At 67.5% G+C, this 20,614-nt stretch carries 15 protein-coding genes; 2 read left to right on the forward strand and 13 right to left on the reverse strand.

Annotated features, from left to right (window positions below):
• Position 1: 1 nt before the first annotated feature.
• The 8 genes from MRBLWO13_RS03230 to MRBLWO13_RS03265 form a co-directional block, all read right to left on the reverse strand.
• A complete protein-coding gene (locus MRBLWO13_RS03230) occupies positions 2-1,813 on the reverse strand; it encodes a peptide ABC transporter substrate-binding protein (RefSeq protein ID WP_341976351.1) in 1,812 nt (603 codons plus the stop codon).
• A gap of 154 nt (positions 1,814-1,967) precedes the next feature.
• Positions 1,968-3,455: a M81 family metallopeptidase gene (locus MRBLWO13_RS03235; protein ID WP_341976352.1), complete on the reverse strand. Its 1,488-nt coding sequence runs from the start codon at positions 3,453-3,455 to the stop codon at positions 1,968-1,970.
• A gap of 81 nt (positions 3,456-3,536) precedes the next feature.
• A complete protein-coding gene (locus tag MRBLWO13_RS03240; protein WP_341976353.1) occupies positions 3,537-4,709 on the reverse strand; it encodes an ROK family transcriptional regulator in 1,173 nt (390 codons plus the stop codon).
• Between the two features lie 188 nt (positions 4,710-4,897).
• Positions 4,898-5,656, reverse strand: a complete 759-nt coding sequence (locus MRBLWO13_RS03245; RefSeq protein WP_341976354.1) for an SDR family oxidoreductase — start codon at positions 5,654-5,656, stop codon at positions 4,898-4,900.
• 19 nt (positions 5,657-5,675) lie between these two features.
• Complete coding sequence (locus tag MRBLWO13_RS03250; RefSeq protein WP_341976355.1) at positions 5,676-7,226, reverse strand: NAD(+)/NADH kinase; 1,551 nt, start codon at positions 7,224-7,226, stop codon at positions 5,676-5,678.
• A complete protein-coding gene (gene gcvPB / locus MRBLWO13_RS03255) occupies positions 7,223-8,839 on the reverse strand; it encodes an aminomethyl-transferring glycine dehydrogenase subunit GcvPB (RefSeq protein WP_341976356.1) in 1,617 nt (538 codons plus the stop codon). The genes MRBLWO13_RS03250 and gcvPB overlap by 4 nt, the downstream gene beginning before the upstream one ends.
• A complete protein-coding gene (gene gcvPA, locus MRBLWO13_RS03260; protein WP_341976357.1) occupies positions 8,836-10,236 on the reverse strand; it encodes an aminomethyl-transferring glycine dehydrogenase subunit GcvPA in 1,401 nt (466 codons plus the stop codon). The genes gcvPB and gcvPA overlap by 4 nt, the downstream gene beginning before the upstream one ends.
• Positions 10,233-12,320: a beta-galactosidase gene (locus MRBLWO13_RS03265; RefSeq protein WP_341976358.1), complete on the reverse strand. Its 2,088-nt coding sequence runs from the start codon at positions 12,318-12,320 to the stop codon at positions 10,233-10,235. The genes gcvPA and MRBLWO13_RS03265 overlap by 4 nt, the downstream gene beginning before the upstream one ends.
• Positions 12,321-12,467: 147 nt before the next feature.
• On the opposite strand from MRBLWO13_RS03265, the gene MRBLWO13_RS03270 reads away from it, so the two are divergent.
• Complete coding sequence (locus tag MRBLWO13_RS03270; protein ID WP_341976359.1) at positions 12,468-13,124, forward strand: GntR family transcriptional regulator; 657 nt, start codon at positions 12,468-12,470, stop codon at positions 13,122-13,124.
• Between the two features lie 48 nt (positions 13,125-13,172).
• On the opposite strand, the gene MRBLWO13_RS03275 is transcribed toward MRBLWO13_RS03270, so the two are convergent.
• The 5 genes from MRBLWO13_RS03275 to MRBLWO13_RS03295 all read right to left on the reverse strand — a co-directional run bounded on the left by MRBLWO13_RS03275 (position 13,173) and on the right by MRBLWO13_RS03295 (position 19,546).
• The gene (locus MRBLWO13_RS03275; protein ID WP_341976360.1) at positions 13,173-14,384 is read right to left on the reverse strand and encodes an MFS transporter; all 1,212 of its coding nucleotides are present in this window, start codon (positions 14,382-14,384) and stop codon (positions 13,173-13,175) included.
• A gap of 191 nt (positions 14,385-14,575) precedes the next feature.
• Positions 14,576-16,330 (reverse strand): hypothetical protein, encoded by a 1,755-nt coding sequence (locus MRBLWO13_RS03280; protein ID WP_341976361.1) that lies wholly within the window; start codon positions 16,328-16,330, stop codon positions 14,576-14,578.
• A gap of 2 nt (positions 16,331-16,332) precedes the next feature.
• Positions 16,333-17,277, reverse strand: a complete 945-nt coding sequence (locus MRBLWO13_RS03285; protein WP_341976362.1) for a carbohydrate ABC transporter permease — start codon at positions 17,275-17,277, stop codon at positions 16,333-16,335.
• Complete coding sequence (locus tag MRBLWO13_RS03290) at positions 17,274-18,245, reverse strand: sugar ABC transporter permease (protein ID WP_341976363.1); 972 nt, start codon at positions 18,243-18,245, stop codon at positions 17,274-17,276. Before MRBLWO13_RS03290 ends, MRBLWO13_RS03285 begins: the two co-directional genes overlap by 4 nt.
• On the reverse strand, positions 18,242-19,546 hold the full coding sequence (locus tag MRBLWO13_RS03295; RefSeq protein ID WP_341976364.1) for a sugar ABC transporter substrate-binding protein: 1,305 nt from the start codon (positions 19,544-19,546) through the stop codon (positions 18,242-18,244). Before MRBLWO13_RS03295 ends, MRBLWO13_RS03290 begins: the two co-directional genes overlap by 4 nt.
• Before the next feature lie 186 nt (positions 19,547-19,732).
• Here MRBLWO13_RS03295 and MRBLWO13_RS03300 point away from each other — a divergent pair, with 186 nt between their 5' ends.
• The gene (locus tag MRBLWO13_RS03300) at positions 19,733-20,533 is read left to right on the forward strand and encodes an antibiotic biosynthesis monooxygenase (RefSeq protein ID WP_341976365.1); all 801 of its coding nucleotides are present in this window, start codon (positions 19,733-19,735) and stop codon (positions 20,531-20,533) included.
• The last annotated feature ends 81 nt before the right edge of the window (positions 20,534-20,614 follow it).

The raw sequence follows: 20,614 nt of genomic DNA on the forward strand, positions 1-20,614 counted from the left end.
GTTACTTGGTCCAGGACCAGCGCTGCGGCAGGAACGACGCACCCGGGTCCTGGTGGGCGATGTCGAGTCCGTCGCGGACGACCGAGACCTGGTAGACCGGGTTCGGCATCCACATGACCGGAAGGTCGGTGGCGAGGAACTCCGAGTACTTCTTGGCGATCTCGGGGTCGGTCGAGAACGCCATCGCCTGGACGAGCTCCTCGGCCTCGGCGTTGTCGTACTGTCCCGCGTTCCACTTGGTGTCCTTCGCGAAGACGCGCTCACCAGTGGCGTAGGGCGGGAAGTACCAGCTGCCTGCCGTGCCGAAGAAGACGAGCTCCCACGTGCAGGTGGTGCCGGTCTTGCACTCCTGGGCCTGGGTGAGAACGCTGTCCAGCGGCTTCGAGTCGATCGTCATCTTGACGCCGACCTTGCCGAGCGAGGACTGGATCTCCGCCATCATGTTGTCGGTCTCCTGCGAGCCGCTCTGGGTGGTGACGACGATCTCCGCCTTCTCACCGGCAGCGATGCCCTCGCCGCACTGTCCGGCGCCGGCTCCGGCATCCACGCACTCGAGGGTGCCTTCGGAGTTCTTCTTCCAGCCGTTGTCCGTGAAGAGCTTCGCGGCCGCCTTCACATCGAAGGGGTACGGGTTGTTCTTCTGCACGTCGGACAGACCGATGGAGTCCGCCGTCTGCGGGATGGGACCGTAGTCGGGGGTGGCCGCACCGTGCCACACGACCTCGGAGATGGTCTCCTGGTCGATGGCCTGCTGCAGCGCCTGACGCACGTAGAGCTGCTTGTAGAAGGCGCCCTTGGTCGGGTTGGCGAAGTTGTACGGCATGTACGTGATCGACCAACCGGCCCACGGCTCGATGCTGTAACCCAGGTCTGTGAACTGCTTCTCGTTCGTCAGCTGCGAGCTGGTGACGTAGCCGTAGTCGACATCGCCGGAACGCACGACGTTCATCTCGGCGTCTGCCGAGGTGAACGGCAGGAACTCCACGTTCTCGATGCTGGGCTTGTCTTCACCCGTGTACTTCTTGTTCGCGGTGAGCTCGACGAGGCCGGAGTCCGACCAGCTCTTCACCGTGTAGGGGCCGGCGACGGTCTTCCACAGCTCGTTGGTGGCGTAGGTCTTCATGTCCTCGGCCTCGGAGAAGAGGTAGTCGAGCACCTGCGTCGAACCGGCGGCGTCGCGGTCGTGGTCACCGATCTCGCCGTCGGCGCTCGTCTTGTCCCAGACGTGCTGCGGCATCGGGTAGATGAGGCTGAGCTGGTTGCCGAGGAGGAACTCCTCGTTGTAGACCTTGTCCATCGTCAGCGAGAAGGTCTTCTCGTCGATGGTCGTGAACGCGACGATGTTGTCAGGCATGAGACCGGCCGAGTAACCGCCGGTCCGCTCGCCGTTGAAGCGCACGAGGTTGTACCAGAACTCCACGTCACGAGAGGTGACGGGCTCGCCGTCAGACCAGTCGAGGTCGTTGAGCGTGATGGTGATGGTCTTCTGGTCCTCGGAGAACTCGTAGGACTTCGCGGCGGAGGCGAGCTCGTCCCAGCCCATCTCTCCGTCGACGCCGTTGTATTCGAACAGGCGCGGCCACATCGTCGCCTTGATGGCGCTGTTGTGCGTGGCCATCTTGTCGGGCGACGAGATCGGCAGGATCCAGTTCGGTCCGGTGCCCACCTGGAGCGCGAAGCTGACCGAGTCCTTCTCGGACTCTGCTCCGTTGCCGCCCTGCGTGCCCGCCTGACAGGCGGTCAGGGCGAGGGTCGCGACGGCAAGCGCGCCCAGCGGGGCGAGCAACCGGCGACGCAGCGACTGAGTTCGCATAGAAACCTCCTTGTTCAACGCCTCACCGGGGAGACGTTCGTCCGAAATGTGACGTACTTTGCATCATGCCCGAAGTAAGTACGGGAAAATGGTCAGCCTTGTTACGTTTGAGTAACTTACTTAGTTCGCAATCGAAGAAACTCGACGGCTTCGCTCAGCGAACGATCTCGGCCTTCAGGTCCGGAGACTCCGCGAAAGCATCGAAGGGGTGCATCGGCCGCTCGATCCGGTGATGACCGAGTCGATCCAGATCCTGATCGACGCCACCGGGGGTGAGCGCCAGCGTCCAGCCGCGCATGATGGCGTAGAGCTCGGGCTCGAGGTAGCCGATCTTCGTCACCACGATCTGCGCGGATGCCGGGTCGAGTCCGATCGACGTGAAGTCCGAGACGTCGTGGTACGCCTTGCGGAACTCCGTCACGATCACGTGGAGGCCGCCCACCCGGATCACGGCGATGCCACCGGCATCCACGTCCCCCTCCTGCAGACTGTGCAGGATCCCGTCGACGACCACGGGACCATGCGGCCCGCTGTCGATGCGCGCGCCGACTTCGACCGAGACCCGATCCCCGATCCCATGGGCGCGCAGGACGTCGATGGCGCCCTTGTCGAACACCGATGCGCAGAGCGTCACCGGCGCATCGTCAGAGGTGAGCTCCGGCTTCTGCAGCAGCTGCGCGAGCGTCCAGGTGACGTCGCCGGTGCCGCCGGCGCCGGGGTTGTCGCCCGAGTCGCTGATGAAGTACGGAGTGTCGGATGCCGCCAGCCCCGCGGCCACTCCCTCATCGAGGGTTCCCGGAGGGCCGACGAACTCGAAGTCGTCGCGTACATCCCAGAACGCCCGCCCGAGTTCCTCGGCAGCACTCGCGGTCGCCGCCTCGTCGTCGCCGGTGACCACCACGGTGGCGTGGCAGCGCGGCTCGTCCGCCCAGGCGTAGCCGATCCAGATCGCGGCATCCGTGATGCCGGGACGCGCCTCGATCTCCGGGATGCGGGCGTACAGGCTCTTGGCCGGCTCGACGCGAGTGCTGGTCTTCTCGCCGGGAAGCAGGATCGGCACACGCACCCAGGCTCGGTGCGGCGTGACGCCGTCCTCCAGAGCGTGGACGAGGTTTCGGATCGCGCGGTCGCGGGTCTCCCAGGTGTCCTCATGCGGGGCGAGGCGGTAGCAGGTGATGATGTCGACGTTCTCGACGAGGGTCCGCGAAACATTGCCGTGCAGGTCCATCGATGCGGAGACGACGACGTCGGGTCCGATCACCGCGCGGATGGCGCTGATGAGGTCGCCCTCGGCGTCATCCATCCCGACGACGCTCATCGCGCCGTGGATGTCGAAGAACAATCCGTCGAGCGTCGCACCGTCGGCGACGAGTTCGGCAAGACCGTCGCAGATCCGCGCCTTGATGCTGTCGTAGACCTCGCGGAGCACCGCACCGCCGGGAATCGATCGCGCGTAGTAGACGGGCAGCCAATCGGCACGGTCCGTGAGCTCACCGTCGCGCAGGGCGTCGTAGCGATTCACCAGATCGTCGCCCTCGACGCGCTGGAAGTCCCGTTCGCCGGCTCGATGCGGCGAGAAGGTGCTGGACTCGATCGCCATGCCGGCGATCGCGATGCGGGGGCGCGAGGGGGTTTCCGTCATGCCTACGAGTTTAGGGCTCCACTCGAAGCCAAACGCAATACTTGATCCGAATCCGCGAAAACTTAGATCGATTGCCGCACTTTATGCCGGTGTGCGCAGTTCCTCATCGATTCGCGCCGGGTCGAGCATCCGCTCCAACAGCTCCCAGCCGACGCCGCGCGCGCCGGCAAGTGCACCGGCTCGGCTCACGCCGATCTCGAGCGAATCGGTCGACATCGGCAGGCAGAGCGTGAACAGCGCCTGCCGGACTCCCGCGACGAAGGCGTCGGCCGTGGCGAGCCGTCCGCCGAGCGCCAGCGCCTGCGGGTTGAAGAAGTTGATAATGGTGGCGAGCACCTCGCCCGTTCGAGCGCCGGCCTCTCGCAGCAGCGACGTGGCCTTGGGGTGCGCGTCCTGCGCGAGGGCGAGGACGTCGTCGAGCGTCTCCACCGACACGCCCGCTTCCTTCAACGCATCGACGATCGCCGCTCCGCTCGCGACCACGTCGAGGCAGCCCACCCGACCGCAGGAGCAGATGATCGGTGGGGCGTTGTGCAACGCCACGTGGCTGATGTCGCCGGCGACCCCGCGGAACCCCCGGTACACCGCGCCATCGAGAATGATCCCGCAGCCGATTCCGCTGCCGGCTTTGACGAAGACCAGCTGCTTCTCGTCGCCGCCCCGCTCGATGTACTCGCCGACGGCCATGGCGTTGGCGTCGTTGTCGATGAGGTACGGCAGACCGGTGACGGATCCGAGGACCTCGCCCACGTCGACACCGTTCCAACCCGGCATCCGGGTGGGGGCGAGCAGCCGCGAGGTGCGCGAATCCACGGGACCGGGCAGGCTCATCGCGATCCCCTCGATGCGCAGGCCATCGTGCTCCGCCGCCAACTGCTGCGCGAACTCCCAGACCTGGCTGACGACGCTCTCGACACCGTCGAACAGCGAGACCTGCACGACGGTGGATGCGACGATGTCCGCCCGGCGGTCGAGGAGTGCGATCGTCGCGTGGCGCTCACCGAGGTCGACGCCGGCGACGACGCTGCCGCCGCCCTTCACTGCCAGCACTCGCGGACGACGCCCTCCCCGGGATTCGCCCTGGCCGTTCTCCTCGATGAAGCCGTGGGAGATGAGCTCCTCGACCCGGAGCGCGACCGTCGACGCCGACAGTCCGGTCAGGCGCGCCAGATCAGCGCGGGATTGGGCACGGCCGGTGCGCACCAGCCGAAAGAGCTCGCCCTCGGAATGCAGGGTCTGTGTCGCCGGGGTCACGGTGTCCTCGAATCATCTTGTTCCGTTGATCAAACAAAGATACTCATAAGACTGGAGTAATGTCACGGATCCGGCCCGCCCGCGCATCCCCACCGCATCCGCCGCGCCCCGCTCCGGTCGCCCTTGACGTCGCCCGGCCGGCCGCACACCCGCACGAACTGCGACGGGAACGAGCACGGGAATGGTCGCTAGGCGATCCCGCCGCCGTCGACGACCAGAGCCGATCCGGTGACGTACGAGGACTCGTCGCTCGCGAGCCAGACCACGGCCTGGGCGACCTCGCCCGGCTCGCCCATCCGGCGCAGCGGACGGTCGGCGGCCTCGGCGAGGAATGAGGTCGGGTCCTGCCCCAGCTGACGGGCCTCCTCACTGAGCATTCCGGTGTTCACATCGCCGGGGTTGACCGAGTTGACGCGGATGCCGGCCGGACCGTGGTCGATCGCCAGGGCGCGGGTCATGTTCACGACGGCGCCCTTGGATGCGCAGTACGAGATCGCCTGGCCGCCGCCCTTGAGCCCCCATCCGGAACCCGTGTTGATGATCGAGCCGCCGCCCGCAGCCTCCATGATCGGCACGATGTGCTTGCACATCAGGAAGATCGAGCGCACGTTGACGCCGAACACGCGGTCCCACTCCTCGACGGTGGTCTCGACCGCGGTGGTGCGACGGATGATGCCGGCGTTGTTGAAGACGACGTTCACGCCGCCCAACTCGGCGACGGAGGCGGCCACGACGCGCTCGATGTCGGCCTCGCTGGAGACGTCGGCGGCAATGGCGATCGCCGTTCCGCCTGCGGCGCGGATCTCGGCCGCAACGGCCTCGGCGGCCTCGGCATTGAGATCGACGACGGCGACGGATGCGCCCTCCGCGGCGAGCGCGAGACAGGTGGCGCGACCGATGCCGCCGGCTCCGCCGGTGACGATGGCCTTCTTGTTCTCCAGACGCATGATGGTTCCTTTCAGGGGTTCAGTGGTTCAGCGCGGATGCCGCGAGTTGCAGCTCCGGCGCGATGACGGGGTACAGACTGCTGGTGCCGACGCCCGTGACGATGCGGATGTGTCCGGACAGCCGCGCATCGAGGTCGAGGTCGCCGGTGTCGACGATGAGAGGCCGACCGTGCAGGTCGATGAGCTTCTGCTCGGGTGCGACCACGACAAGCGGGTCATCGCCGAGCCGGGAGAGCACGGATGCCGAGAGCTGCTGGTTGCCTCGGCCGAGGAGGAAGCCCTGGCCGCCGATGACCGTGATCACGGCCTGCGCCGGCCCCCGAGCGATCTCGTCGAGGAGCTCGTTCTCACTGGCGCCCGCACAGACGATCACGCCGTCGAGGACCACGTCCACGCCGAGCGGGGTGCCCTCGATGCCGAGCTGTCTGGCGACCTCGGCGGTGGTGCCGCCGGGGCCGAGCAGGTAACGGATGCCCGGTCGCATCAGTCCGACGACTCCGCGGGCGGCCGCCGCCACGGAGGCGGCTTCGCTCGTGGGAGTCGCGGCCTTGCGTGCCTGTGTGCGACCGCTGCGGAACGGTACCCGGAGCATCCCGTGCAGAACGGGTTCGACCCGGGCACGACGCATCGCCGCCTCGTCGATGTCGAGCACCTCCTGATCGGCGGTGGGCAGGCCGCCCTGCGAGACCCAATCGGCCGCGATCGCTCCGGCCGCCGAGGGGCTGACAGCGAACACCGGCGAGTACATCTTCACCCCGGCAGGGATGCCGAGGACCGCCGGCGCGACGATACCGGTCGCCGGGACGATACCGGCCGCCGGGACGATCCCGGTCGCCGCCGGCATCCCGGCCTCCTGTGCCACTTGCAGGACGGATGCACGGATGTCGGACGATCCTTCGGCGTTTCGTCCTGCATCTGTTCTTTCGTCCTGCACGTGGTACACGTCGGAAGGCGACGGATCGGCGTCCGACGCTGAATGACGCGTTTCGTCTCGGTCGCCGAGGGCTCCCTCGCTCAACGACCAGGAAAAGGCTTCCGTTGCCGGGTGTTCATGACTCCGGAAAGACGTGCCGGAATCGGCCGAATCAGCCCGAGAACGGTCCAGCTCGGGCGATTCTTCCTGAGTTATGAACGGGGCGGCCGTCGCATCCGCACCCGAAAGCCGCGGCCGGACGAGTGCTGCCGCGGCATCGCGCAGCGTCCCATCGCCACCGACGACGAGCACCAGGTCGGCCCCGGAGGCGGCGACGGCGGCGACCGCAGCCGTCGTGTCGGCAGCATCGGTCGGCAGGGCGGCTGCGCCCGCGGTCGTAGAGCCTGCCGCGTACACGACCCGCGGCACGAGGCCGGCAACGCGCACGGCATCCGCCCCCATCGCGCCGGCGGCCGTCAGGATGACGAGCCCGGGATGCTGCGCCCGAAGAACCGCCAGCGCCGTGGCCGTCCGCTCCTGCGCGCGCGAATGCGCACCTCGCGTTGCCGCAAGGCGCTGCACATCCGCGCCGTCGGAGCCGGCGAGGCCCGCAGGCCCGCCGACTCCGGCGACAGGATTGACGACCAGTCCGATCACGCGACGCCGACGCCCTCGGGGATCGGCTGCACCACGGCATCCGCCCGCACTTCGCCGAAGTACTTGCGACGGTAGGCGCGCCAGGTGACCGCCCATCGTTCCGGGTCGTCGAGATCGTCGTGATGGGTGTGATGCACGGTCTGGTTGTGCGGGGCCGTGCGCACGAGCTCCGGGTTCTCCCGCGCTTCCTGGGCGACGCGGGCGAGGGCGGCGACGTACTCGTCCATCTCCGCCTTCGAGTAGCACTCGGTGGGCTCCAGGGTGAACGGCTGCGGCACGACGTAGGGGTGGTGGCTCGTCCAGTAGTGGAAGCCGTAGTCGGCCATGCGGATGCCGATCTCCTCCGACGTGATGCCGGTGTCCTCGAACAGCTCCTGCCATGAGTAGCGAACCTGCTCGATGCGGCGGCGTCCGGTCGCGTAGGGCGCGGATGCACCCGGGATCTCGAGCACCTTCTTCAGCAGGTAGTTGTTGTTCAGGACGGCGATCTGCGAGGCGGTCAGCATGCCCTCCGCCCCGAGCGCCATGATCCAGGCGTAGGCGCGCACCACATGCAGGATGACGCCGTGCGCCGGAGCGACGTGCCCGATCGACAGGTCGCCGGGCTCGCGGACCACGAAGCGGCCGTCTACCTGCTCGACGCGCGGGCCGGGCAGGAAGGGCGCGAGCTCGGCCGTGACGGCGTTGGCCGCCGCGCCCGGTCCGCCGCTTCCGTGCGGCGCCGAGAACGTCTTGTGCAGGTTGAACTGGCACACGTCGAAGCCCGCGTCGCGCGCGCGGGTGATGCCGAGGATGCCGGCGGCATTGGCCTGATCGTAGGAGGCGAGGGCTCCGACGGCGTGCGCGGCATCGACCCACTCGGTGATGGCCGGGTTATAGATGCCGGTGTCCTCGGGGTTGGTCACCATGATCGCCGCGGTGCGCTCGGACAGGGCGGCCTTCAGCGCGTCCAGATCGGGGTAGCCGTCGGCGTCGGGGTAGATCGTGATGATCTTGTACCCCGCCACCTTCGCGGCCGCCGCATTGGAGGGGTGGCTGAAGATCGTCGTGATGACCTCGTCGCGCTGATCGCCTTCGCCACGCGACTCGTGGTACGCGCGGATCATCGCGATGTTGGTCCAGATCCCGGCCGATCCGCCGGGGGAGGCCAGTGAGACGGCATCCATCCCGGAGATCTCCGCCATCAACCGCTCAAGGCGCCAGATCATCTCCAGCGCGCCCTGGGTGTCGGCGGGGTCCTGCTCCGGATGCAGCGCACGCAGCTGCGGCACCTCAATGAGCTGATCGTTGATCTTCGGGGAGTACTTGATGGTGCAGGTGCCCTGGCCGATGTCGACGTTCAGGTCGGACCCGAGGTTCTCCTGCGACAAGCGCAGGTAGTGCTTGAGCACCCGCATCTGCGCGATCTCGGGCAGCGCGGGCGGCGCCGGGCGGCGCATCCCTTCGGGCAGGGATGCCACGACATCACCGACCGCGTCGCGCACGGCGGATTCCACGGGCGTGATCGCGATGCCGCGCTCGCCGGGGGTGGACAGCTCGAACACGATCGGCTCGTCCCAGCTGGCCTGCTGGAATCGGCGCGGGCTGGTTTTGGGTGCGACGGGAAGGCTCATGCGCCGTGCTCCTTCGAGGTGTCAGTGGTGCCGTGGGTATCGAGCGCGTCCGTGAGTGCTGCCGCGAGGCGATCGATGTCGGCGGCAGAGGTCGCGTCGGTCACGCACACGAGCAGCGTCTGCTCGTCGACGACGACGCCCGGTTCGATGCCCTGCGCCCGCAGCGCGGTGACGATGTCGGCGGCGCGAACGCGGGCGAACCGCACCGTGAACTCGCGCAGGTGCAGCGCGGTGTCGCCGAGTGTCACACCGGGGATCGCGGCGAGCTTCTGCTGCGCGTAGCGGGTGCGCGCCAGAAGCAGCTCACCGAGCTCGGCCATGCCGGCGGGGCCCATCAGCGCGAGGTATACGCCGGTGGCGATCCCCCACAGTGCCGCTGCGGTGCCGACCCATTCCTTGCCCTCCTCGCGCTGGGCGAACGAGGTGCGCTCGTAGGCGACGTCGCCGAAGCCGTACTCACCCGGCACGTCAGTGGATTCCAAACCGAACAGTCGTGACGGCATCTCCATCACGAAACGCGGGTCGTCGTGCACGGCGATGAATCCGGCGTGAGCGCCGCCGAACCACTGGTGCAGGCCGAGGGACTGGATGTCGCCGGTGACGATGTCGGCACCCTGCATCGCGGGCGGGGTCAGCACGCCGTACCCGATCGGGTCGGTGCCGACGACGACGATCGCGCCCACCGCATGCGCGGCCTCCGCGATCACACTCAGCTGCGTCTCGACGGCGCCGGTCGCGCTCGGCGTCTCGATCCAGACGGCGGCGACCTCGTCATCCAGACGGCTCCGCAGCGCCACGAGGTCGGCGGTGCCGTCTGCCGTGGGGATCAGTTCGATGTCGAGGCCCGTGCGGGTGTAGTCGTGCGCCTTCGAGAGCTTCTCCGGCAGCACGTCGCTGAGCGCGAGCACCCGGCGGCGGCCGGTCAGCCGGCCGGCCATCGCGAGTCCGGTGGCGGTGGCCTGATAGCCGTCGTACGTCGGCACGTTCACGACATCCATCGCGAGCAGCTCAGCCATCAGCGACTGGTATTCGAAGAGCGCTTGGAATCGCCCGTGGTCTTCATACGGCTCGCCCGCGTATGCGGTCAGGAACTCGCTCCGCCGAATCACCTCGTCGACCACGGCGGGCACGTAGTGGTTGTACGTCCCCGCGCCGAGGAAGCTCAGTCGCTCCTCGGTCGAGCGGTTCTTCGCGAGGATGCCGCGCACATGGCGCGCGAGATCCTGCTCGGCCGGAAGTGGAGCCGGAACATCGAGCAGCCGGCGTAGACGCAGCTTCTCCGGGACGTCGGCGTAGAAGTCCTCGACGGATGCCGCACCCACGGCGTCGAGCATCGCCTGCTTGACGTCGGGGGCGGTGTTGGGGATGTACGGATGCACGAAAGCTTCAGTCGTCATGCGTCCTCCTTCACGGGTGTGCAGATGAGGGTCGGAAAGGGGATGGCCGCGGAGCGCGGCGCGGCGAGCACGACGACGCCGAAGCGGCCGAGCTCGAGACGGTCCTCATGACGGATGCCTGTGAGCAGGTCGGTGCCGGGCATGTCGAGGTGGAACGTCACCGGGTTGCGTCCGTGGTTCAGGACGAACGTGTAGTCGGTGGTGTCGTCGGCACGGGTGACGACTTCGATGTCCACGTCGGTCGCATCACGGGCCGGGATGCCGGCGGTGCGCAGCACGTCGCGGAAGAGCGGGAGCATCCCGTCCGGGTCGACCATCGCGCTGAGGTACCAGGCAGAGCCGTTCCCCACCGGGCGTCGGGTCACCGCGGGGAGGCCGTCCAGCTCGCCGCTCGTGTAGCGACCGCGCACCTCGACGTCGGCATCCGCCTCGATCCACTCGCTCCAGCTCGGAACGGTGAGGGTCTCGCCGGCGTAGTCGATCTGCTCGGTGAGGCCGTCGGCGATCGGCCACTGCTCGTCGACCTCGATGCCGAGAAGATCGCGCAGCAGACCGGGAGCACCACCGTCGTGCACCTTCTCGGTGGCGTCCGCCACGCCCGAGAACGGACCGACCACGAGGTGCCCGCCGCGTTCGACGAAGGTGCGGAGCGCATCGGCCTGCGGCTGCTCGACGATGTAGAGGTTCGGCACCACGACCACGTCGTAGGCGTCGAACGGGCCGACGGCACGGACAGCATCCACCGGCTGCCCGAGCGTGTAGAGCGCCCGGTGCCACTCCCTCGCCTGGCGCGCCCACTGCAACCGCTGCGAGGGCAGCGACTCGGTGGCACTGGAGCCCCACCACGAGTCCCAGTCGACCACGAGCGCGACGCGGGAGCGCACCCGGGTGCCGCGGACGGGCTCCAGCAGCTTCAACTCGGCGCCCAGCGCCTTGGTCTCCTGGAAACTGCGGGACTTCTCGCCGCGGTGGCCGAGCATCGAGGAGTGGAACTTCTCCTGGCCGTACTTGGCCTGGCGCCACTGGAAGAACATCACGGCGTCCGACCCGTGCGCGACGGCCTGCAGGCTCTCGACGCGGATCTTGCCCGGCGCCTTCGGAACGTTGACATCGCGCCAACTCGTCGCGCTCGCCGAGGACTCCAGCAGCAGCCACGGCTGCCCGCCCTTGAGCGAGCGCATCAGGCCGTAGTTGAGGGCGGCGCCGACGTGCGAGGTCGGGTCGGCGGGTTCGGGGTAGGCGTCGTCGGTGACGACGTCTTCGACGGCGGCGAAGTCCCAGTAGTCCAGGTCGCGGAACATGCTCATGAAGTTCGTGGTGACGGCGATGTCGGGGGTGACTTCGCGCAGCACGTCGATCTCGATCTGGAACAGCTCGAGCAGAGCATCCGAGCTGAACCGTTCGAAGTCGAGCAGCTGGGTGGGGTTGATCGGCCCCGGCGCCTTCTTCGGCGTCTCGATGTGCTCCCACGAGGTGTATCGCTGACCCCATACGTTCACGCCCCAGGCTTCGTTGAGCCCGTCGAGGTCGCCGTAACGGTTCTCCACCCAGCGGCGGAAGTGCTTCGCCGTTTCGGGGCACCAGCAGCGGGAGGTGTGGTCGCCGTACTCGTTCGAGATGTGCCACATGGCAAGTCCCGGATGCTTGCCGTAGCGCTCGGCCATGGCCCGCGTCATGCGGGCGACGTTCTCGCGCCAGATCGGCGACGAGGGGCAGTAGGTCTGGCGCGAGCCGAACTCCAGTCGGTGCCCGTCGGCATCCCAGGGCGCCATTTCCGGGTGCGCCCGAAGCAGCCAGGACGGCGGCGTGGCGGTGGCCGTGGCGAGGTCGATCGCGATTCCGGCATCCCAGAGCAGATCGATGATGCGGTCGAGCCACTCCCAGTCGTAGACGCCGGGCTCGGGCTCGAGCTGCGGCCAGCTGAAGATCGGCAGGCTCACCATGTTGACGCCGGCTTCGCGCATCAGACGGATGTCTTCGTGCCAGGTCTCCTCCGACCACTGGTCGGGGTTGTAGTCACCGCCGTAGGCAAGAGCGTTCAGTCGCACGCGCCGGATCGACTGGTCACCGCTGGGTTCGGCCACGACGGCTCCTCTCTGAGTCTTTCGCCGCTCCGACATTGCTCTGGCGCATTCGTCGAGGCCGCTGTATTCTGTATACACCACACTAGATCGTCACCCCAGGGTCGTCAACCCATAGGCTGACGGCAGGCATGACGCAGAAGGGATGCCATGGCCATCGAACGCAAGAACCTGCGCTCGCAGGTTCGCGAAGAGCTCTTGGCCCGCATGAGGTCGGGGCTCGTCCAGCCGGGCGAGGGCATCAACGAGGTCCAGCTCGCCACGGAGCTCGGCGTCAGCCGCACCCCTCTGCGTGAAGCGCTCATCGCTCTGGAGTCCGAAGGACAGATCGAGAGCGAGAACGGCAAGGGCTTCCGCTTCGTACCGCTGAGCGCCTCGGAGTTCCAAGACCTCGCGCCGGTGATGGCTGCGCTGGAGAGCCTCGCCCTCGAGCTCACCCCGCCCGACGACCTGCGCCGGATCGGGAAGCAGCTGGAAGAGCTCGCTGCCTCATTCGCCGACGAACTCGTCGAGCATCAGCTCGTGATCACCAAGGACGACGAGTGGCACTCGGTCATGCTCTCGGCCTGCCCGAACTCACGATTGCTCGCGGTGATCGAGAGCGTGCGCAGCTCGTTCCATCGTTATGAGTCGCTGCTCGTGCCGGAAGACGTCAAGGTCGAGCGCGTCGCCGCCGAGCACGCCGCGATCGCGAAGCACCTCGCCGCCGGCGACGTTCCGGCCGCCGTGGAGGCGCTGAAGGTGAACTGGATGCACGGCATGAAGCGCATCCTCGACAACGCCACGAGCTCCTACTTCACGGCGTAGTTCGCACCGACGCGCTGAGCGGGCTCACGCCCCGCCCCCGAGGAAGACTCAGACCGACGCGCCGAGCGGACTGACGTCACGCGCATCGGCCCGCGCCACGGACCGGACGCTGATCAGGTGCAGCACCAGGGTCAGCGCGACGATTCCGGCAGACAGCAGCGGCAGCCGGTCGGCGGCGACTCCGACGGTCAGCGCCAGCCCGCCGAGGGCACTGCCCAATGCGCTGCCCATCGACATCGCGCTGCCGTTGAGCGCGAGCACGAACGCCGCCGATTCGGGCGCCATCGCGCCCAGACGCGCCTGCAGCGGCACCCCGGATCCGCCGTTGAAGAACGCGCAGGCGACGAACCACAGCACCGCGGCGGTCGCTCCGAGCACACCAGGAAGGAGGAGTCCGGCCGCGCCCAGGAGCGCCGCGACGATGAGCGAGCCGATGATCAGGGTGATCACGCGGGTCGGCGAGATGCGGTCGGTGAGGTGCCCCGAGATGATGTTGCCGGCCAGGCTCACGATCCCGTACCCGAACATCACGGCGATCATCCCGAATCCGTCTCCCACCCGGGGGACGAAGATCAGCGTCGCGTAGGTGAAGCAGAAGTAGCTCGCGCACATGAGGCCAGCCGGAATCAGCAGGGCGAAGAGAATGTTCCCCTGCGTCAACGGCCGAAGGGATTCCCGCAACTTCAGCGGCGGAAGGTGCAGGCGCGGCACTCTCAGGATGATCCCGACGAGTGCTGCGGTTCCGGCACCCACGACCATGAACAATGGAACGCGCCAGTCCTGCTGGCCGACCACGAGCCCGATCGGCACACCCAGCGCGGTCGCCGCCAGCCATCCGCCCATGACGAGCGACAACGCGCGCCCGCGGCGCTCGGGCCGCGCCTTCGCGATCACGTAGGCGGCGATCACGGCGTTCAGCAGCCCGCCGCCCAGGGCGGAGATCACGCGACCGGTCATCGCCCACGCGTAGGAAGGCGCGAGGGCGACGATGAGGTTGCCGACGACGAACACGGCCAGCGAACCGATGATGGTGGCCTTGCGCTCCCAGCGCCCGGTCAGCGCGCCGAGCAGAGGTCCGGCGACGGCACCGGTGAACGCGAACACCGTCATGAGCTGCCCGGCAGCCGCCTCGGTGACCTCGAAGTCGTCGGCGATCTGCGGCAGGAGCCCGGCGAGCACATACCCGTCGATCCCCATCGAGAAGGTCGCCACGGCCAACCACAGCAACGCCCCGACACCCGCGCTCCGGGTCTCATCCATCTTCTGCACCCGATCATCTAAGCAGAGGCCTGGGACCCGAGGGCCCGTTTTAGTAAATCGTCCTGCTATATATAGGCATCCCGGACTCTGCCCCGGCATCCGTCTCGGCATCCGCCCCGTTCAAAGAGCGCAAAGGGTTCGATTCCGGAGCAAAATCGAGCCCTTTGCGCTCTGTGAACGCGGGAGGGCGGCTACCGCGACAGCCCCACAGCGAGGTCGATGAACAGCGCGGCCGACCAGCCGAAGGCGGTGGTCGCACGGTCGGCCTTCTGGCCGGTGCGCGGATTGAAGTACTCGTGCGGACCGCCGCCGTGGACGACAAGCGCCACGGTCTGCTCGCGCAGCTCGCGGGCCCGCTCGGGGTACCCGGATGCCTCCAGCCCCTCGGCGATCAGGGTGTTGGTGTTCACCCAGATCGGGCCGCGCCACATGCGCTCGGCCGAGAAGTCCGGATCGGATGCTGCGACCGTCGGCAGCCCCCACGCCAGCGCGTACCGGGATGGGTCGTCGATGGCCGCATGCAATGCGGAAGCGATCGTGCCCGGCAGCGTCCCGGTGAGCAGCGGCATCAGTCCCACGATCGTGTCGCTGAGCTGCGGCTCCCCACCGCCGTAGGCGAGGAATCGCTCCCGATCGGAAGACCACATCTGCAGCAGCAGGTCCTGCGTGACGGCGGCGCGCTCGCGGAACCGTGTCACGTCGGCACCGGGTTCGTACTGCTCCAGGAGCGCGGCGATCTCGAGATCCTGACGCACCAGGTATGCGCCGAGGTCGGGCGCAGCCGTCGGAAGCTGACCGTCGAAGATCGGACTGTCGTCGAGACCCGAGGAGTACGGATGCCCGTACTCCGGCATACCGTCGTGATCGAGGTCGCTGCCGGAGAACCACCATTCCTGGGAGCGGATGACGCGGGCGAGCTGCTCGCGCGCCCAGTCCGGAGCATCCTCGGCCTCGAGCACCTTGCGCAGCGCCCAGGCGGCGAGCGGCGGTTTGGTCAGCGGCACCGGGGCGCTCGGATCGGCGATCTGCGAGCCGGCCCGACGCAGGTTGGCGCGGTCGCTCTCCGGCAGGTCGTCGCTCGTGGCCAGCACGCCGAGTTCGTGCACGACGTCGGGCAGCTGCCCATCCGCGCCGGGGAACCGGAACGCGATCTCGAGCTGCTCGCGGGCGAGCTCGGGGTCGCCGTGGCGAAGCCCGACGGCGATGAAGTAGGCGTCCCACTGCCAGAGACCGACGTACCCGATCTTCGACGGGACGATGGCCCGCGCGTCGCCCAGCGACGGGAGTTCGACGATGTTCGCGCCGAGCACCCACCAGCAGAACGCGGCCATCTCCTGCAGGTCGTCACGCACCAGCGGGCACTTCGCGAACCAGTCGCTCCAGATCCGGTCGGTGGCGGCGAGCGCCGCGGTGTGGTCGCCAGGTTCGACGGAAACGGAGCGGTCGGCGGCGACGTGCAGCCGGATGCCGCGCTCGAGCGGATGCTCCTCGGCCCGCCCGTCCGGATGCTGCAGCCGCACCCGCGACCCGGCAGGACCTCCGAGGCTCAGCGTCGAAGGATCGGCGAAGGTCAGCGTCACCTCCGCCTCGGACGTCGACGGCGGATCCACGCGTTTCGTCTCGTCGCTTCGCTCGCTCAACGACCGGGAATCCCCACTGGTCGTTGAGCGAGCGAAGCGAGACGAATCGCGCCCTTCCGTCCGGCCGAACGTCACCTTCCCCGGCAGCACGTCGGCCACCGGCAGCTCCTCGCCCTCGGCATCCATCACCACGAGCGAATCGAGCACCCGGCAATCCGAGAGCCGGCGCTCATACTCCGAAGTGTGCACGCGCACGCCGTCCTCAGAGCGGAACACCAGCACGCGCGAGCGCGGAAGCGTGAACGGTGCCGAGATCAGGTCGAGGTGGCGCCCGGCGAGCGCGGCGAGCGCAGCAGCATCCGTCACCGTCACCGCCCTCCCAGTCCCGAGGCGGCCATGCTGTTCAGGATCTTGCGCTGCCCGATCACGAACACGATCAGCATCGGAATGGTAGAGATCGCCGACGCCGCGGTCACGAGACCGTAGTTGACGGACCCGAACTGCCCCTGGAACGCGGTCAGCAGCAGCGGCACGGTGAAGAGATCTGGCGTATTCAGCAGCACGAGCGGGAACAGGAAGGCGTTCCACACGCCGAGCGACACGATGATGCTGAGTGCGGCGAGGCCCGGCTTCAGGTTCGGCAGGATGACGCTCCAGAAGATGCGCCAGCGGCCTGCTCCATCGATGATCGCCGCCTCCTCGAGCTCTCTCGGGAGCGACAGCACGAACTGGCGCATGAGGAACACCGCGAAGGGGTTGGCCATCAGCCCGGGCACGATCAATGCGAGGTGGGAGTCGACCCAGCCGAACTGCGACATCAGCAGATAGAACGGGATCAGCGTGACCTGCGCGGGGATCATCTGGGTCGCCAGGAACACGATGAAGATCACCTTGCTCCCCCGGAACGGGATGCGGGCGAAGGCGTAGCCCGCCATCGAAGCGGTGATCAGCGTGCCGATCACGACCAGCACCGCGATGTAGATGCTGTTGATGTACGCCTGTCCGAACGGCACCGAGTTCCAGGCCTCGGTGTAATTGTCGACGGTCCACGGGCTCGGGAGGATCGACAGCGGGTCCTTGAGCAGCTGAGGCAGCGTCTTGAACGACGTCAGCAGCATCCACACGAACGGGAACACCATGCCGATGGCGCCGACGACGAGGAGCACGTGCAGCAGGGTGGAGTTCATCCGCCGCTTGGCGCGATCCCGCACCGGCGCGTTGCGCTGGCGACGACCGGGGGCGACGATGGCCACCGTGGAGCCGGTAGCGGCCGGCTGGGTGCCGTCGGTGAGACGGGTGACGGGGATGCTCACGCGGCGTCCTCCTCGTAGTGCACGAACTTCTTCTGCGCACCGAACTGGATCGCGGTGATGATCAGGGTGATCACGAGCAGGATGATCGATGCCGCGCTCGACGGCCCGAATTCGAACCGCCGGAAGCCGAGATCAAAGATGTGGTAGACGATCGTGCGCGTGGCGTTGTCCGGTCCGGCATCCTGCACGAGCACGTAGACGGTGTCGAAGGTCTGCAGCGACGAGATGAACGCGACGACACTGGAGAAGAAGATGATGGGCGACAGCAGCGGCAGACGGATGCTCCAAAAGATCCGCCAGGCGCCGGCACCGTCGATGCGGGCTGCCTCGATGATCCCGGGCGAGATGTTCTGAAGACCGGCGAGAAAGATGACGACGTTGAGTCCGAGCGATGCCCAGATCGTCACGATGCACACGGCGATGAGTGCGAGCTTCGGGTCGCCCAGCCAGTCCGGGGGCGCGATGCCGAACACTTTCGAGATCGCCGCCGACATGATGCCGTCGGCCCGGAACATCTGCTGCCAGATCATCGCCACGGCGACCGTCGAGGTCATCACGGGGGCGAAGAACAGTACGAGGTACAGGGTGCGGGTCTTGAGCTTCTCCAACGCGACAGCGATGACCACGGCCAGCCCGAGGCCGATCGGCACCGTGACGATGGCGATGAAGAGCGTGTTGGCAATGGAGCGCCAGAGCAGCTCGTCCTGGAACTGGTCGGCGAAGTTGTCGAATCCGACCCACTCCAGCTCGGTGAGCCCGTTCCATGATGCGAAGGCGAGTACGAGGCTCGCGAAGAACGGCAGGACCACGAAAACGCCCATGCCGATGAGCTGGGGGCCGACGAAAAGCCAGCCCCAGCGGCGATCGCGGCGCCGCCAGGTCGACTCCGCCCTCCGAGGCGGCTCGGGGCGCGCCCCCGAGGGGGCGACCGCCTCAGCGACCGCCCCCTCGATGCCGGACGTCGTCATTCGCCCGTCTTCTCCGCGACCAGATCGGCGACCTCATCGAGCGTGGCCTGCGCGTCCTGCTTGCCCTCATAGAGCTTGAGGAAGATCTCGGCGATGTCGGTGGGCAGGTTGGGCACCTTCGCCTCGGCGGCGTAGTCGACGAAGCCGATGTCGCGCATGTCGAGCATGGTCTGCGCGTGGGCCGGGTAGTCCTCTTCGAGCACGACCTCGTCGGCTCCCGCGATCGACGGAACAGCGTTACCACCGCCGGAGAGACGAGAGATCTGGCCTTCCGCGCTCAGGAACTCCGTCCAGAACGTGAACGCGGCATCCTTCGCCTTCGTCGCGTTGTTGATCGCGAGGTATGACACGGCGACACCGGTCGGCGCCTCAGCGCCATCCGGGGTAGGCCAGCGCACGACGTCGACGTTGTCGGCCGTGCCGGCTTCCTCGACCGTGCTGATCGTGTAACGGCCCTGGATGAAGAATCCGGCCTTGCCGGTGACGAACAGGCTGTCGGCACCTGCACCGTCGGGGAGGGTGTCGGCGACGATGAACTGGCCGTCCTGGACGCGGTCGCCCAGTTCCTGGATCAGCTCGACGGACTCGGCGTCGTCGTTCGCGACGAACGCGCCGGACTTGTCGTACGGCGCCGCCGCGCCCTGGGAAGCCAGCCAGCTCCAGTGCGTAGCCCAGTAGTTCCAAAAGATCGTCCCGCCGATGCCGGAGGCTGCGAGCTTGTCGTTCATCTCGAGGAACTTCTCGGTGGTCCACTCGCCGTTCTCGGCCAGGGTCGCGGGATCCTCGGTGATGCCGGCCGCCTGGAGAGTCGACTTGTCGTACCAGAGGACGTCGGGGTTGGAGTCGTTCGGGGCGCCGTAGTAGTCGCCGTCCTTCTCGGCCGCGCCGAACAGGCCGGGGAAGAAATCGTCGGGAGCTGTGTCGCTCGCGTCCGACTCCATGAGCTCCTTCATCGGCATGAGGCGGCCCGAGTCGATGAACTGACCGATCTGATCGTCGCCGATGTAGAAGACATCCGGCGCCTTGTTGGCGGCCAACTGCGCGAGCAGCTTCGGGTGGTAGTCGCCGTAGCCGGCGACCGGCTGCATCTTGACGGTGATCTCGGGGTGACGCTCCATGAACTCCTTGTTGAACGCGTCATAGCGCTTGAGTTCATCGGCGCTGCCCCACGTCGACCAGACGACTGTGGCAGTGCCATCGTCCGCGGCCCCACCGCCGCCGCCACTGCATCCGGCCAGCCCCAGCGCCAGGGCACCGGCAGCGCCCAGAGCCAGATACCGCGTCGCGTTCGCACGTACCATCTCGCTACCTCTTTCGTCTTTGGAAGAGCCTGTTCGGGCAGAACTCTCATCCGTTTCAGGATGCACTCGTATTCTGTATACAAAACGCAGAGGTTGTCAAGAGGTGCCTTCTGGATGCTCGCCCGTTGGGGAGGAGGGATTTGTACTTCTTATGGGGGTATAGTTCCCCGCGTCGAGAGGTGGAGGATGATCGTCGAGTACGTTCGGTACCGCATCCAGGCCGAGAAAGCGGACGAGTTCCGTGCGGCCTATCGTCAAGCTGCCGAGGCTCTGCGCGAGTCACCGCACTGCCTGAACTATGAGCTGGCGGCTAACACCGAAGAGCCCGAGCTGTTCACTCTGCGCATCGAGTGGGACTCGCCGCAAGGGCACCTCTCGGGCTTCCGCCAGAGCTCACAGTTCCAGAAGTTCTTCTCCTTCGTGAAGCCCTTTGTCTCCGCCATCGAGGAAATGCGTCACTACGAGGTGGCCGACGTCGTCGGCGACGGCGGCGGAAAGCCCGCGCCTCCCACGCTGTACGAATGGGCCGGCGGGCCGGAAGCGTTCGAGCGACTCTTCTCCCGCTTCTACGAAAAAGTTGCGGGCGACGACGTCCTCGCGCCGATGTTCGCCTCCATGGATTCACGGCACGCCCACCACGTTTCGTTGTGGCTCGGCGAGGTCTTCGGCGGCCCCGCCCTGTACACGGAGCAGCGTGGCGGATACCCGAACATGCTCGCCCACCACGTGGGGAAGGCGATCACGCCTGAGCAACGGCGCCGCTGGGCGATGCTGCTTTTCGATACCGCAGACGAAGTCGGGCTGCCCGACGACCCCGAGTTCCGTGCCGCGTTCGCCGGCTACATCGAATGGGGCACCCGTATCGCTCTCGCGAACTCACAGCCGGACGCGACGCCACCCCGCCGCGCCCCGGTGCCACGGTGGGGTTGGGGCGTCGCACCGCCGTGGCAGCAATCTCGACCATCGACGGAAGCCGCCCATTCGTAGTCAGCCGGGCGGCTGTGGCGATCAGCCAAGCCGTGCTCGGCAACGAGCAGCAGACCCGCTCTGGCTCACCCGCGGACGCTG

This window comes from Microbacterium sp. LWO13-1.2 (assembly GCF_038397725.1).
GTDB lineage: Bacteria > Actinomycetota > Actinomycetes > Actinomycetales > Microbacteriaceae > Microbacterium.